Origin of the sequence: Roseomonas alba (assembly GCF_019430885.1) — a bacterium.
Taxonomy (GTDB): domain Bacteria; phylum Pseudomonadota; class Alphaproteobacteria; order Acetobacterales; family Acetobacteraceae; genus Neoroseomonas; species Neoroseomonas alba.
Genome location: NZ_JAHYBZ010000001.1, coordinates 768519 through 783395, shown reverse-complemented (window position 1 = coordinate 783395; position 14877 = coordinate 768519). Strand labels below are relative to the sequence as shown.

The window sequence follows — 14877 nt, the reverse complement described above, 5'->3', positions numbered from 1 at the left end:
CCCCCCGGCCCCGGGGGGGTCGCGACGCCGGCCGGTCAGTCCACCCGCATCCCCGCTTCCCGCACCACCGGCGCCCACATCGCGATCTGCTGCCGCACGAAATCCGCCGCGTATTCCGGCGAGGTATTCTCCGGCGGCACCATGTTCAGTTCCGCGTAGCGTGCGCGCAGCGACGGCACCTTCATCGCCTCCCCTACGAAACCGGCGAGGCGATTGACGATCGCCGGCGGCATGCGCGCGGGTCCGGCCAGCACGTTCCAGGAATCCACGACATAGCCCGGCACCAGACTGCCGATGGCTGGCGCGTCGACGCCCGGGAAGGGCTGGCGCGACGACAGGCCGAGGATGCGTGCCCTGCCCGCTTCGACATGCGGAATGGCCGTCGCGATATTGTCCACGATCAGGTCGATGCGCCCGCCGAGGAGATCCGCCCAGGCCCCGCTGCTGCCGCGATACGGTACATGGATCATCTTCACGTCTGTGCGCTGGCGCAGCAATTCGCCGGCGGCGTGTCCGCTCAGCCCGTTGCCCGCGGTGCCGAAGGTCAGCTCGCGCGCCGAGGGCCCGGTATTCGCCAGCAGATCCGCCAGCGTCCGCAGTGGCGAATTGGCATTCACCGCCACCACGACCGGCTGCAGGTTGAGCTGCGAGATCATGGTGAAGTCGTTGATCGGATCATAGGGGAGGTTGGGATACAGCGTGGGATTCACGCCATGGGTCGCGATGGTGATGACGCCGATGGTGTAGCCATCGGGCGGCGAATCCGCGATCACCTTCACGCCGATATTGCCGCCGGCACCGGGCCGGTTCTCGATGACGAATTGCGGCCCGCCCGGCAGCGCGGAAATGGTCGCTGTCAGCAGCCGACTGACGATGTCCGACCCGCCGCCCGGCGTATAGGGCACGATGTACTTGATGGGCCGGGAGGGCCACGACGCGTCCTGCGCCCGTGCGGCGAGCGGCGCCGTGGCCAGCAGCGCGGCGCCCTTCAGCAGATCGCGGCGATCGAAGCGTGTCATGGTGCGTTTCCTGTCCTGATTCATGATTGGGAAATCGGTGCGAAGCCGTAGAGCGTGACCGGATTGTCGACGAGGACGCGCCGCAGCGCCTCGGCGGAAGGCGCCCAGGCGGCCAGCAGGTCGAGCAGCCGCGCATCGTCCGGCAGCGGCTTCTCGCCGGCCGTCGCGGCGGGGTGTGGCCAGTCGGTGCCCCAGACGACGCGCTCCGGCGCCGCGGCAAGCCAGGCGCGGGTCAGCGCGCCGCTATCCGCGTAATCCGGCGCGCCGTCGGCGCTGTCGTGATACGCGCCCGACAGCTTCACCCATGCCCGGCCACCGTCCACGAGCCGCCGCAACACCGGCCAGGCCGCGTCCTCCATCGCGCCCGGCTGCGCAAAGCGCCCGAGATGGTCGATCACCAGTGGCACCGGCAGGCTTTCCAGCTGCGCCGCCATCGCCGCGATGCGTGAAGCGGGCGCGTGCAGCTGCACATGCCATCCCAACGGCGCGACGCGACGTGCAAGCACGTCCAGCGCATCGGCCGCAGCGCCCGCCGGCCGCGCCAGGTTGAAGCGGATGCCTCGCACCCCGGCCTCGTCCATCGCCCGCAGCGCCACGTCGTCCGTCGCCTCATCGATGACGGCAACCCCGCGTGCCGCATCGCCGAGCTGCCGCAGCGCATCCATCAGGCAGGCATTGTCCGTGCCATAGGTCGAAGGCTGCACGACGACGCTGCGCGACAGGCCGAGATGCTCGCGCAGCCGCCGATACATCGCGACCGTCGCTGCGGCGGGCCGCAACGCCGCGCGTGCATCGGGCGCGAAGCGGTCGTCGTAGATGTGGTGGTGGCAATCCGTCGCCCCCGGCGGCGCGCGGTACACCGGCCGCGCCTCCCCGGCCGTGAATGGAACCGTCGTCACGCCGTCACCGACCAGCTTTCGGTGATCCACGGCGCAAGCTGCTCCGCCCGCAGCTCAAAGCCCGCCCCCGGCCCCTCCGGCAGCGCGACCATGCCCTCGGCATCAAGCACCACCTCGCCCAGCACCGTCTGCAGCGGATTGCCCGACACGTCGCATTCCACGAAGGGATAGGGCATCGCCGCTCCGCCGCGCCGCGCCGGCAGCAACGCCGCCATCTGCAGCGAGGCATGGAAGTTCACCAGCGTGCCGAAGACATGCGGCATGGCCGGCAAGTCCCACGCCGCGCACAGCGCCGCGACGCGCGCGAAGCCCGAATACCCGCCGCAGACCGACATGTCCGGCTGCACCACCGACACCGCGCCGGTCTCGAGGAACTCGCGGAACGCCGCCAGGCTGCCCAGCGCCTCGCCGCCCGCGATGCCGATCGGCGAGGTCGCCGCCACCATGCGGTAGCCCGGCAGATCCTCCGGCACGGTCGGTTCCTCGATCCACAGCAGCCCGGCCGGCGCCATGCGCTGCGCCGCATCGAGCCCCGCCCGCGCCGTGACGCCACGGTTGAAGTCCACCATCAGCGCGACATCCGGCCCGACCTGCCGGCGCAGCGCCGCCGCCATCGCGCCATCCGCCGCCGGGCTCACCCCCGCGCGCGGCTTGATGGCACGGAAGCCGCGCCGCAGATACGCGTCAATGTCGCGCGGGAAGCCGGCATAGGGGTCCGGCCCCTCCACCATGAAGGGCCCGCTGGCATAGGCCGGCACGCGGCTGCGCAACGCCCCGCCGCGCAGCGCCGCGACGCTGATGCCCCGCTGCCGCGCCGCGACATCGTGCAGCGCCATGTCGATGGCCGAGGCCGCCATGATCGACACGCCGCGTTGGTCATAGCCGCGCAGGCCGAGCAGCGCCTCGAAGATGCGCCCGTACTCCGCCGCATCCTGTCCCAGCACCTGCCGCGCCAGGCCGTGGCGGATCAGCGCCGCCGCCGCCCAGGGCGAGGCCCCCACCTCGCCCCAGCCGATCGTACCGTCCGCCGCCTCGACCTCCAGCAGCAGGAAGTCGCGTCGGCGAATGAAGCCCGCCGCATTGCCGAGCGGCACCGCCGGCGCGAAGCCGACATGGTGGCCACGAATGGCCGTGATCTTCCCCATGGCGTCAGGCGGCGATCCAGCCCGGCGCATCGCCGCCGAGGGCCGGCGTCGGCCGCGCCCAGTGCGGCGGCGTCTCCGACATGCGCAGCACCGGCCCGATCGTCTTGAGCCGCCCGTAGGAGGTGTCGGCGGTGACGTGCATGGCGTCGATCTCCGCGCGCGTCAGCCGTTCCGGCGCGTCCTCGAAGCCGGTGATGGTGCCCTGCCGCAGCAGCAACATCGCCGACTGGCACAGCGAGACATTCACATGGTAGCTGCCGCCCTCGCGCATCCGCCGCCCGAGCGCGAGCAGCGCGCCATAGCCCGCGAGATAGCCGGTCAGGTAGTCGCAGACCGGCGCGAAGACGAGCTTCGGCGTGCCGTCGCCGATCGCCTTGCCATGCACATGGGCGACGCCGCTGACCACCTGCGCCACCTGTTCCCAGCCGCTGCGCCCGGCGAAGGGCCCGCCCGACCCGAAGCAGGAGATGGTGAGGTAGATGCGCCCCGGCTGTTCCGCCGTGATTTCCGGCCCCAGCCCGTTCGCGGCGAGCCGCCCGGGGCGATAGCCCCCGATCACGATATCCGCCTGCCGCGCCAGTTCCTGCGCCCGCGCCGCCTGCGTCGGGTCGCGGAGATCGAGGAAGCAGCTCCGCTTGCCGTGGCTCGTGTCACGCACATGCTCGGGCGTCTGCGGCAGGTGCGGCGCGGTGACCATCAGCACCTCGGCCCCATGTTCCGCCAGCGTCCGGCCGCCGATCGGCCCGGCCAGGATGCGCGTGAAGTCGAGCACCCGCACGCCCGAGGCCGGCCGGTCGCCCGCCCCCATCGGCACCGGCGGGCCATCGCGCAGCTTGGTGATCTCCACCACCGGCCGCGCCGCCAGATACTGCCCCTGCGGATGGGCGAGCCAATCCTCCGGGCTGCGGATGCGCCCGCCGCAGCCATTCACCGCGGCGATCGCCTCCTCCAGCGCATCGGCGTCCCAGCGCCCGACGGCTTCCTTCACGGAAGAGGGGTTGAACTCCGCCCCCAGCACGCCGAGCACGCGGTCCTTCAGATGCGGCAGGTTGAGATGCGGCAGCACCCAGGCGCCGTCCCTGGTCGGCCAGGGCTGGGTCGCGGCGATCATCTCCTTCATCCCCTGCGGGATGGGGATGTGCTCGTAGCTGCCATCGGGCTTCTGCCCTTCGGTGTAGTCCACCGTCCGCAGCGTCGCGGCGGCCTGGCGGACATCGACCGAGACCTGCTGCCGGCGGCCGGTCCGCCCTTCCCACAGATCGTTGGCGGCGACGCCGGTCGCGGCCAGCACAGCGGCGGCCGTCTCACCCACGCGCAGCGGCGTGCGATAGAAGGGGTCGTTGCCGGTGATGGTCGCCTCACCCGCGGCCGGCGCGCCGAGACCGCGCACCTCCATCAGCTCCGCGAAAGCGCCCGCCTTGCCCTGGGCCGTGGGCAGGTCCCCGATGGCTTCCGGCATCACCGCGCTCCGGTGTCGCACAACAGGGACGAACGGGCGGCGCTTTCCGATCCTGGCATCGATTCCTCCACGGGCGACTCTTCGGAGCCGCATCTGCTGCGATTTGCCCAGCCTTCGCTCATGCGCTCAAATATGATTTCCGACAGAGATCATGGTCTGAAGTTATGATCCTGAGCCTTCGCGAAATGGAGGTCTTCCGCCAGGTCATGGAGCGCGGCAGCGTCACCGCCGCCGCCGATGCGCTGCGCATCTCCCAGCCCGCCGTCAGCAAGATGCTGCAACAGGCGGAGGACCGGCTCGGCTTCAAACTCTTCGTGCGCGCCAAGAAGCGCCTGCTGCCAACCACCGAGGCGCATTCCCTCTTCCCCGAGACGCTCAACGCCTTCGCCGCCCTCGACGTGGTGCAGCGCCTGGCGGGGGATCTGCGCGCCGGGCGGTCGGGCCTGCTGCGCCTCGCCGTCACGCCGACCCTCGCGCACAGCCTGGTGCCCGAGGCCATCCGCGCCTTCCGCGAAGCCCGGCCGGAGGTGACGGTGACCATGCGCATCATGACGATGCTGGAAGCCGCGACCCTGGTCGCCGACCATCGCGTCGACATCGGCATGGTCATCGGCCATGTCGGCGATCCGCGCGTCTCGGTCCACGACCTCGCCGTGCTGTCGCTCGGCTGCGTGCTGGCGCGCGACCATCCGCTCTGCGCGCGCGACGCGCTGACGCCGGCCGACCTCGCCGACCAGCCCATCATCGCGGTCGCACGCCACCTGCCGGCCGGCCAGCTCGTCGCCCGCGCCTTCGAGGATGCGGATGTCGAACTTCGCGTCGCCGTCGAGGTGAACCAGTCCTCCGTCGCCTGCGCGTTGGCGCAGGCCGGCGTGGGCGTGACGGTGCTTGATGGCTATGCGGTCATGGCGGCACGCGCCCAGGGCATGGAGACACGGCCCTTCCTGCCCTCGGTTCCCCTGCCGGCGCGCATCCTGACGTCACGGCAGCGGCCGCTGCCGAATCTCGCCGCGCTATTCGTGGAGGAACTGCTGGAAGTTGGCCGCGCAGTCTGCCGTTAGGACGCCCGCCGAAGCATCACGGTTGCGCCAGATGCCCGGCCACCGAGGACTCCCGTGCCGGTCACCCTTGACACTGCAGCGCCCATCGCGGCGCATTTCTTGCTTCGACAGCGGCGACAAAGAAGGGCCCATGGCGATGCATCTCGCGACCAGACGTACGCTTCTCCTCACGGCCGCCACGCTTCCCATCGCCGCGCCACAGGTCCGGGCCGCGGAAGCCGGCGCGGCGCTCGCCCTGGCCGTGGGCGCGATCCCGACCTCGCTCGATCCGCAGTATCACACGCTCACGCCGAACAGCGCGCTCGCGCAGCACTTCTTCGACGGGCTCGTGCATCGCGACGCGCAGGCGCGCCTCGTGCCCGGCCTTGCGGAATCCTGGCGCCTGGTCGATGAGAGCACCTGGGAGTTCAAGCTCCGCACCGGCGTCACCTTTCACAACGGCGCACCCTTCACCGCGCGCGACGTGGTCTACACGCTCGAGCGCGTGCCGAAGGTGGTGAACAGCCCCGGCTCCTTCGCGGTCTTCACCCGCGCCATCAAGGCAAGCGAGATCGTCGACGACCACACCATCCGCTTCCGCACGGACGGCGTCTATCCGCTGCTGCCCGCGGATCTGTCGCAGATCGTCATCCTCTGGAGCGGCCTCGGCGACGACACCAGCCAGACCGGCGACTTCAACAGCGGCCGCGCGGTGATCGGCACCGGCCCCTTCCGCCTGCGCAGCTACCGCCACGGCGAACGCGCCGAGATGGAACGCAACCCCGACTACTGGGGCCCCAAGCCGGCCTGGTCCACCGTCGACTACCGCTTCATCGGCAATGACGGGTCGCGCGTCGCGGCACTCCGCGCCGGCGACATCGCCTTCATCGACGCGGTGCCGACCACCGACCTCGCGCGGCTGCGCAGCGAACGGCAGTTCACCCTCTCGGAGACGGTCAGCCTGCGCTCGGTCTATCTCCGCCCCGATTTCCGCGAGAACAGCCCCTATGTCGCCGGGCCGAACGGCGAACCCCTGCCCGTCAATCCGCTGCGTGACCTGCGGGTCCGGCAGGCGCTGTCCATCGCCATCAACCGCCCGGCCATCGCCGAACGCATCATGGCGGGCGCCGCGATCCCGACCGGCCAATTCATGCCGCCGGGCACCTTCGGCAACGTCCCGGACCTCGCCGCGCCGGCCTACGATCCCGACCAGGCCCGTCGTCTGCTCGCCGAGGCCGGCTATCCGCAGGGCTTCACCATCACCCTGCACGGTCCGAACGACCGTTATGTGAACGACGGCCCGATCGCGCAGAGCGTTGGGCAGATGTGGGCCCGCATCGGCATCAAGGCGCGCATCGACACCATGCCCTATGCGGCCTTCGCCCAGCGCAACGCGCGCATGGACACCTCCATCCCGCTCGGCGGCTGGGCGAATTCCAGTGGCGAGCCCTCGGCCGGGCTTCGCGGGCTGCTCGGCACGCGGGATGTCGCGCGCGGCTGGGGCACGGTGAACCGCTCCGGCTACTCCAATCCTGAATTCGATGCCGCTGTCGCGCGCGCGCTCGGCACCGCCGATGACGCCGAACGGGAGAAGCTGTTCCAGCAGGCGACGCGCATCGCCGCCCAGGACGTCGCCTGGATCCCGCTGCACATCCAGAAGAACATCTGGGCCATGCGTCAGGGCCTCGCGCACACGCCGCGCGCGGATGAGATGACCCTCGCCCAGGATGTCCGGCCCGCCTGAGCCGCACGGGGCGCGGCCCGCGTGCCGCACGGCCGCTTACGTCCGGGCTGGAATCCTTGCCCCATGCCCCGCAGATGGAGAGGGGCTCCGGGGGAGGGAAGAGCCCTCCCCCGCTCGACCATCACCGTGATCTCGGGCAAGCTCCGCAGCGGAACCAGCCAGGCGCCTGGACTCAGCCGCCTACCGACCCGAGCTCCTGCCGGACCAGGCTCAGCCAATACGCCACCCCATGCGGAATGGCGTCGTCGTTGAAGTCGTAGGTCGGCGTGTGCAGCCCTTCCGAGCTCGGCCCGCCCGCACCGATGCCCATGAACATGAAGGCCCCGGGACGCGCCTTCAGCATCAGGGAGAAATCCTCCCCGCCGGTGACCGGTCCCGCATTGCCGGTCACCTGCTCCGCCCCTGCCACCGCCGTCGCTGCCTTGACCGCGATCTCGGTCTGCTCGACGTGGTTGACCAGCGCGGTGCCGCGGCGAAGGTATTCGACCTCCGCGGTGCAGCCGAAGGACGTGGCGAGCCCCGCCGCGAGTTCGCGCATGCGCCGCTCCATCGTGTCGCGCACGGCCTCGGTGAAGGACCGTGCGGTGCCGCCGATCACCATCTCCGACGGCATGACGTTGGTCGAGGCCAGCGATCCGCCATGGATGGCGCCGACGCTGATCACCGCCGCGTCGATCGCCGCGACGTTGCGCGAGACGATGGTCTGCACGGCCAGGATGAACTGCGCCGTCAGCACCGTGACGTCCGTCGCCATGTGCGGCGTCGACCCGCCATGCCCGCCGGTGCCGCGGAAGGTCACCACCCAACGGTCGCCTGCCGCCATCGCCGGCCCGGGCTGGATGGCAAAGGTGCCGAGCGGACGGTTGGGCTTGTTGTGCAGGCCATACACCGCATCCACCGGGAAGCGCTCGAACAGTCCATCCGCGAGCATCGCCTTGGCGCCGCCGCGCCCTTCCTCGGCGGGCTGGAAGATGAAATGCACGGTGCCGCCGAAATCCGGGTCATCCGCCAGCATCTTCGCCGCGCCGAGCAGCATCGTCGTGTGCCCGTCATGCCCGCAGGCATGCATCACGCCGGGAGTCGTCGAGGCATGCGGCAGTCCCGTCGCCTCGGTGATGGACAGCGCGTCCATGTCCGCCCGCAACCCGATCGCGCGCTGGCCCGGCTGCCGGCCCTTCAGCGTCGCCACGACGCCGTACTTGCCAACACCCTCGGTCACGTCGAGCCCCCAGCCGCGCAGCGTCCGCGCCACCAGGGCCGAGGTGCGGACCTCCTCCATCCCCATCTCTGGGTGGGCGTGGATGTCCCGCCGGATCGCGACCAGCTCCGGCTGGAGCGCGCGAAGGCGGGCTTGCGTGGCATCGTTCATGATGAGGAATCCCTGATGGCAGCATCGGCGGACGGGTCGCGAATGCTGGCCCCTGACGGGCCGCGTGGCAACCGCCCGCCCACGCTCACGGCAACCGGAGCCCGCCTTCGAGCACCGGGCTCCGCGCCTTCCCGCGCAGCTGGAGCCGGTTGAGATAGAGATACACCACCGGCGTCGTGAACAGCGTCAGCAGCTGGCTGACCGCGAGCCCGCCGACGATGGCGAAGCCGAGGGGGCGGCGAAGCTCCGCCCCCGTCCCCTGGGCGAGCATCAGCGGCAGGGCCCCGAGCAACGCCGCAGCCGTCGTCATCAGGATGGGGCGGAAGCGCAGCAGGCAGGCTTCGCGGATGGCCTCGGCCGGCGACTTGCCCTCGTCGCGCTCCGCAGCCAGGGCGAAGTCGACGAGCATGATGCCGTTCTTCTTCACGATGCCGATCAGCAGGATCACCGCGATCATTGCGATGATGTCGAAATCGAATCCCCCCGCCCACAGCACGATCACCGCCCCGAGCCCGGCCGAGGGCAGCGTCGACAGGATGGTCAGCGGATGGACGAAGGATTCGTAGAGGATGCCGAGCACGATGTAGATAACGACCAGCGCGGCCAGGATCAGTAGCGGCACGCTGGCCAGAGAGGACTGGAAGGCCTGCGCATTGCCCTGGAAGCTGGTCAGCAGGCCACCGGGCGCCTGCAACTGCGCGACGGCCTGGCCGATCGCGGCGACCGCCTCGCTCAGCGCGACGCCGGGTGCCAGGTTGAAGCTGATCGTCACCGAGGGGAACAGCGCCTGGTGGTTGATCGCGATCGGCCTGGTCGGCGCCGCGCTCCACCGCGCGAGTGAAGACAGCGGCACCTGCGTCCCCGTCAGCGGCGAGGTGATGAAGATCTGCTGGAGCGCATTCGGCGCCGCCTGGATCGCCGGCAGCGCCTCGAGCACCACATGGTAGTAGTTGGTCTGGGTGAAGTACTGCGCGGCCTGGCGCTGGCCGAAGGCGTCATACAGCGTGTTGTTGATCTGCAGCGGCGTGATGCCGTAGCGCCCCGCCGCATCGCGGTCGATCGCGATGTCGAGGGTCGTCCCGCCGGTCTGCTGGTCGGTCGCAACGTCGCGAAGCTGCGGGAGCGCCCCGAGGGCCGCGAAGATGCGCGGTGCCCAGAGATCGAGTTGCGCCGCATCCGCATCCTGCAGCGTGTACTGGTACTGCGTGCTGGCGAGCCGCCCGCCGACATTGATGTCCTGCACCGATTGCAGATAGGTCCTGGCCCCCGGCACCGCCTCAAGCTGGGGCGCGAGGCGCCGGATGATTACCCCGGCCGAAGCGTCGCGCTCGTCGCGCGGCTTCAGGCTGATGAACATCCGCCCTTGATTCTCCGTCAGCCCGGCGCCACTGCCCAGGCTCAGCCCCACGCTCGCCACCTCCGGGGCCTGCTGCACGATGGCCGCGAGCCGCAGGGAGATCCGCTCCATCTCAGCGAAGGAGGTCTGCGGCGAGGTCTGGATGGTACCGAGAATCAGCCCCGTATCCTGCTGCGGAAAGAACCCCTTCGGGATGCGCGCGAAGGCGATCCCCGTCGCGACGATGGTCGCGAAGAAGACCGCCAGCATCACCAGGCGGTGGCCGAGCGCGATGTCGAGCAGACGCCGATACCCGTCCTGCAACGCCTCGAAGCCGCGCTCGGACAGGCGGTAGAGCCTGCCATGCCGCGTCCCCGCGTGATCCGCCCGCAGCATGCGCGCCGCCATCATGGGCGTAAGCGTCAGGGACACGATGACCGAGACCAGGATGGTCGCCGTGACCGTCACCGCGAATTCGCGGAACAGCCGCCCGACGATGCCGGGCATCAGGAACAGCGGGATGAACACCGCGACCAGCGAGATGCTGATCGAGACGATGGTGAAGGCGATCTCCCCCGATCCGCGCAGCGCGGCCTCTCGCGGGCCGAGCCCCGACTGCGCGTGCCGCTCGATGTTCTCCAGCATCACGATGGCGTCGTCCACGACGAAGCCGACCGCGATGGTCAGTGCCATCAGCGACAGATTGTCCAGGCTGTATCCCAGCGCGTAGAGCACCGCGAAGGTCGCCACCAGCGCCAGCGGCACCGAGACGGCGGGAATGACCGTCATGCGAAGGCTGCGCAGGAAGACGAAGATGACGGCCACAACCAGCCCGATGGTGATCAGCAGCGTCCGCTGCACATCGGCGACCGCCGCGCGGATCGTCTGCGTCCGGTCGCTCAGCACCGTGACCGTCACGGTGGGCGGGATCGCGGCCTGCAGGGCCGGGAGCGCGGCCTTGATGCGCTCGACCGTGGCGATGACATTGGCGCCCGGCACGCGGCTGACGGCCAGCAGGATCGCCGGCCGCCCGTTGGCGAAGGCCGCGAGGCGCAGGTTCTCCGCCGCGTCCACCGCCTGGCCGATATCCCGCACGCGCACCGGCCCGCCATTGCGGTAGGCGATGATCGCATCGTTCCAGCGCGCCGCCGTGAGGAGCTGGCCGTTGTCGTAGATGACGAAGTCGCGCGTGGCCTGCTCCAGCGACCCCTGCGGCGCGACGGTGGTGAGGGTGGTGATCGCCGTGCGCACATCCTCGAGTGACAGGCCGAGCGAGGCGAGCTTCGCGGTGTCGATCTGGATGCGCACCGCGGGCTTCTGCTGGCCGTTGACGCCGACCTGAGCGACCCCCGCGATCTGCCCGATATGCTCGGCCAGGATCGATTCCGCGTAGTCGTCCACCTGGATCAGCGGCAGCAGATCCGACTGCACCGCGAGGACGAGGATGGGCGCATCCGCGGGATTGATCTTCCGGTATTGCGGCGGCGCGGGCAGGTTCGCCGGCAGTTGCCCGGCGGCCTGGTTGATCGCCGACTGGATGTCGAGCGCAGCCCCGTCGATGTTGCGGCTCAGGTCGAACTGCACGGTGATCGTGCTGGTCCCGAGCACGCTGCTGGAGGTCATCGTCGACACGCCCGGGATCTGCCCGAACTGGCGCTCCAGCGGTGCGGTCACCGATGTCGCGATGATCTCCGGGCTGGCGCCGGGAAGCTGGGTCGTGACCGAGATGGTCGGGAAATCGACCTGCGGCAGTGGCGCGACGGGCAGCAGGGGATAGCTGACGGCGCCGAGGAAGATCAGCGCGACCATCAGCAGGATGGTCGCCACCGGCCGGGCAATGAAGGGGGCCGATAAGTTCATGGCGTGGGACGGCCGCCGGCGGTCGTCATGACGCGGCTGCCCGATTGCAGCCGGTACTGCCCGGCGGTGACGACGCTCGTCCCCGCCGGCGGACCGCCCTCCAGCACCGCGATGCCGCCGGTCATGCGCCGCACCTGCACGCTCTGCGCCGCGACCGTGCGGTCCGGCCGCACGACATACAGCCAGTAGCCGTCCGGCCCGCGCTGGATCGCTGTCGAGGGCACCGTGGGCACGCCGCGATCCGTCCCCAGCGTCAGCCGAACCGTGACGAACTGCCCCGGCCACAATGCGCGGTCCGGGTTGGGCAGCTCGGCCTTGAGCTGCAACTGCCCGCTGGCCGTCTCGATCTGGTTGTTCACCAGCAGCAGCGTGCCCTCCCCCAACGGCCGGCTGCCCTGCCGTTCGAGGACCGTCACAGGCAATGGCCCCGCCGCCATGGCTTGGCGGATCTCCGGCAGGGTCTCGGCCGGCAGGGTGAAGATGACGGCGATGGGCTGGACCTGGGTGATCACCACGATCGTCGTGCCCTCCGCCGCGCGGATCAGGTTTCCCGCATCGACCTGCCGGAATCCCGTCACGCCACCGATGGGCGCGGTCAGGGTGGCGTAGCCGAGCTGGATGCGCGCGGTCGCGATGGCCGCATCGTCCCCCCGCACCTGCGCCTGGAGCTGCGCCACCAGCGCCTGCTGGTTCGCGAGTTGCTGGCGCGACGCGAAGTCGTCCCGCGCAAGATCGGCATAGCGCGCCAGGTTGAGCTCGGCGTTGTGAAGTTGCGCCTCGTCCTGCGCCTTCCGCGCGACGGCCTGGTCGAGCGCGGCCTGGTAGGGCCCCTGGTCGATCTGTGCGAGAACGTCCCCCGCCCGGACCTCCTGCCCTTCCCGGAAGCGGACCTCCTGCAGGACGCCATCCACCTGGGCCCGCAGCGTCACCGCGTTGAGAGCCTGCACCGTGCCGATGCCCTCCAGCGCGACCGGTACATCGGCCAGCCGGACCTCTGCGACCTCGACCGGCACGGCGGCGGTCTGGGCCGGCGCCGTGCCGGAGGCAAACAGGCACGCCGTCACCGCCACGGCGTAGGCGACAGAGTGAGGCTTCACGCCAAGGCTCCCCCATGCGGACCATTCCGATGCGCCCGGCATCGGAATGCCCGGCGCGTCGCGACCGCAAGTTAGGCCGGGTGCCGCCGGCAGTCTGCCGCGCCCCGCGCGGCGCTTTCGGTTCCGCACGGCCGGCGGCGGCCATACGAAGGTTTATCCGTGCCACGCGGAAGGTCGATGCGGACCGACCAGCGTAGAATGTCGCGACCGCGCGCCTTGCCGTCAGATGTCGCCATCGAGATGACGGAGGACAAGCGATGCCGACGATCAGCGCAACATCAACGACTGCCGCATCCACCCGCCCGCCTGCCGGCTTCGGTGTCATGGCGGACATCGACGGCGGCGATGGCTGCCCCGATGCCACGATGGCGCATTTCGTGCGGGCCCTGCTGCCGTCGGATGCGGCCGAGCAGGTGCTCAGCGGCTTCTACACCGATGCCTTCCACGCCAGCCTGCTCAGTCGCCTCGCGGCCCTGCGCGGCTCGACGGATCGCGATGGCCGGCGGCGCGTGTCGCCCCTGCCGAAGTGGAAGCTCCGCCAGGTGGAGGCGCATGTCGACGCCAATATCGGGGAGCGGATCACCCTCGCCGATCTCGCCGCCGCCGCGCGCCTCAGCGAGATGCATTTCGCCGCACAGTTCAGGCTCGCGACCGGACAGCGCCCCCACGACTTCGTCATTCACCGGCGGATCCAGCATGCGCGCCGCATGATGGTCGAGACGCAGGAACCGATCGTCCAGGTGGCGCTCGCGGTAGGCTTCCAGACCCAGGCGCATTTCACCACCGTGTTCAAGCGGGTGGTCGGCCTGACGCCCCATCGCTGGCGCCAGGCCGAGCTGGAACGCGAGGGCGCCCCGCATCCGGTAGCGGCCCCGGCATCCCGCGGCGATCGCTGGGCGGGCGTCTCCGCGACCGCGATGCCGAGCGCCTGATACCAGCGGCCACTCCTGTCCGGACTGTGGAACCGAGAGGGGCTGTGCCCCTCCCGGACTTTCCCCACCAAAGGCCGAAAGGCCTTCGGAGACCTCGACCTGGCGCCGGGCTTTGCGATCAGGATCGGTATCGGAACCCGCCCTCTGGCCCCAAACATGCCAACGAGAGACGGAACGCCTGCGCTGCCCCGCGCCAGGTGCCGGCTTCCAAAGGCCCTGTGGCCGATGGGATCCCATGGCCGTGTGGCTTGGAGGGGCGGGGCCCCTCCCATCTTCCAACCTTCCCGGCCATCAACACAGACCCTCGGTCTGACAGGCCCCTTCGAAGGGTACCGTCCGGCGCATCTCCGGCACCGCCCCACCCCGGGCACGCCATGCGATGCGGAGCAGCCCCTCCGCGCAGCACAGGGGGCAGCGGCACCCGGGGGGAAGCCCGCAATGGCCTTCCCCGCCATGGCGCCGCCGCTTCCGGTCAATGCCCGGCTTCGCCGCGTCGGCTGGCTTCGAACAGGAACCAGGCGCGGCCCTCCGCCTCGTCGATCCGGGCCTCGGGCAGGCTCGCGGTTGCCACATCGCCATGCCGGTCGCTCAGCGCATGCGTCTCGGCGCGATAGACCGCGAGCTGGCGATTGTCGTCGCGCAGCTCGGCGAGCATGTCGAGCGGCGCGACATACTCCGCATCGTTGTCGGCGATGCGCGCGATACGGACCGCATGGCCGATCGAGCGCAGGGTCGTGCCACCGATCTTCCGGGCGCGCTCGGTGATCCGGTCGGTGGTGGCGAAGATCTGCGCCGCCCGGTCGTCGAGCATCAGGTGGCAGTCGCGGAAATGCGTCCCGGACAGATGCCAGTGGAAGTTCTCGGTCTTCGCGTAGAGCGCAAGCATGTCCGCGAGCATGGTGGCGAGCGACGGCTCGGTGACCGCCGCCGCCGGGAAGCGGCTCTGGGTGGCGAGCGGCGCGGTCATGAGCGCAGAG

General features: G+C 70.4%; 11 protein-coding genes. 3 read left to right on the top strand and 8 right to left on the bottom strand.

Annotation, left to right across the window (positions count from 1 at the left end):
- Positions 1–35: 35 nt before the first annotated feature.
- Genes KPL78_RS03570 through KPL78_RS03555 form a run of 4 tightly spaced genes read right to left on the bottom strand, consistent with a single transcriptional unit; the run spans position 36 to position 4522 of the window.
- Positions 36–1019: a Bug family tripartite tricarboxylate transporter substrate binding protein gene (locus KPL78_RS03570; protein WP_219761504.1), complete on the bottom strand. Its 984-nt coding sequence runs from the start codon at positions 1017–1019 to the stop codon at positions 36–38.
- 20 nt (positions 1020–1039) lie between these two features.
- Entirely contained in the window at positions 1040–1948 is a 909-nt protein-coding gene (locus tag KPL78_RS03565; RefSeq protein ID WP_369412613.1) for an amidohydrolase family protein, read from the bottom strand.
- Positions 1915–3063, bottom strand: coding sequence for a mandelate racemase/muconate lactonizing enzyme family protein (locus KPL78_RS03560; protein WP_219761503.1), 1149 nt, complete (start codon positions 3061–3063; stop codon positions 1915–1917). The genes KPL78_RS03565 and KPL78_RS03560 overlap by 34 nt, the downstream gene beginning before the upstream one ends.
- 4 nt (positions 3064–3067) lie before the next feature.
- Positions 3068–4522, bottom strand: coding sequence for a CoA transferase (locus KPL78_RS03555; RefSeq protein WP_219761502.1), 1455 nt, complete (start codon positions 4520–4522; stop codon positions 3068–3070).
- Positions 4523–4686: 164 nt separating this feature from the next.
- Between KPL78_RS03555 and KPL78_RS03550 the strand changes: the two genes are divergently transcribed.
- Both KPL78_RS03550 and KPL78_RS03545 read left to right on the top strand, forming a co-directional pair.
- Positions 4687–5583 carry a LysR family transcriptional regulator gene (locus KPL78_RS03550; protein WP_219761501.1) on the top strand — a complete coding sequence of 299 codons (897 nt, stop codon included), beginning with the start codon at positions 4687–4689 and terminating at the stop codon, positions 5581–5583.
- A gap of 130 nt (positions 5584–5713) precedes the next feature.
- Positions 5714–7306 (top strand): ABC transporter substrate-binding protein, encoded by a 1593-nt coding sequence (locus KPL78_RS03545; RefSeq protein ID WP_219761500.1) that lies wholly within the window; start codon positions 5714–5716, stop codon positions 7304–7306.
- A 172-nt stretch (positions 7307–7478) separates the two neighbouring features.
- Here KPL78_RS03545 and KPL78_RS03540 read toward each other — a convergent pair whose 3' ends face one another.
- From KPL78_RS03540 to KPL78_RS03530, 3 genes are all read right to left on the bottom strand, one after another.
- The gene (locus KPL78_RS03540) at positions 7479–8675 is read right to left on the bottom strand and encodes a M20 aminoacylase family protein (RefSeq protein ID WP_219761499.1); all 1197 of its coding nucleotides are present in this window, start codon (positions 8673–8675) and stop codon (positions 7479–7481) included.
- Between the two features lie 85 nt (positions 8676–8760).
- Positions 8761–11871 carry an efflux RND transporter permease subunit gene (locus KPL78_RS03535; RefSeq protein ID WP_219761498.1) on the bottom strand — a complete coding sequence of 1037 codons (3111 nt, stop codon included), beginning with the start codon at positions 11869–11871 and terminating at the stop codon, positions 8761–8763.
- Positions 11868–12968, bottom strand: coding sequence for an efflux RND transporter periplasmic adaptor subunit (locus tag KPL78_RS03530; protein WP_219761497.1), 1101 nt, complete (start codon positions 12966–12968; stop codon positions 11868–11870). Before KPL78_RS03530 ends, KPL78_RS03535 begins: the two co-directional genes overlap by 4 nt.
- 323 nt (positions 12969–13291) lie before the next feature.
- On the opposite strand from KPL78_RS03530, the gene KPL78_RS03525 reads away from it, so the two are divergent.
- Positions 13292–13900 (top strand): helix-turn-helix domain-containing protein, encoded by a 609-nt coding sequence (locus KPL78_RS03525; RefSeq protein WP_219761496.1) that lies wholly within the window; start codon positions 13292–13294, stop codon positions 13898–13900.
- 472 nt (positions 13901–14372) lie between these two features.
- Here the strand turns inward: KPL78_RS03525 and KPL78_RS03520 are convergent, their stop codons facing one another.
- On the bottom strand, positions 14373–14867 hold the full coding sequence (locus KPL78_RS03520; RefSeq protein ID WP_219761495.1) for a Dps family protein: 495 nt from the start codon (positions 14865–14867) through the stop codon (positions 14373–14375).
- Positions 14868–14877 lie beyond the last annotated feature (10 nt).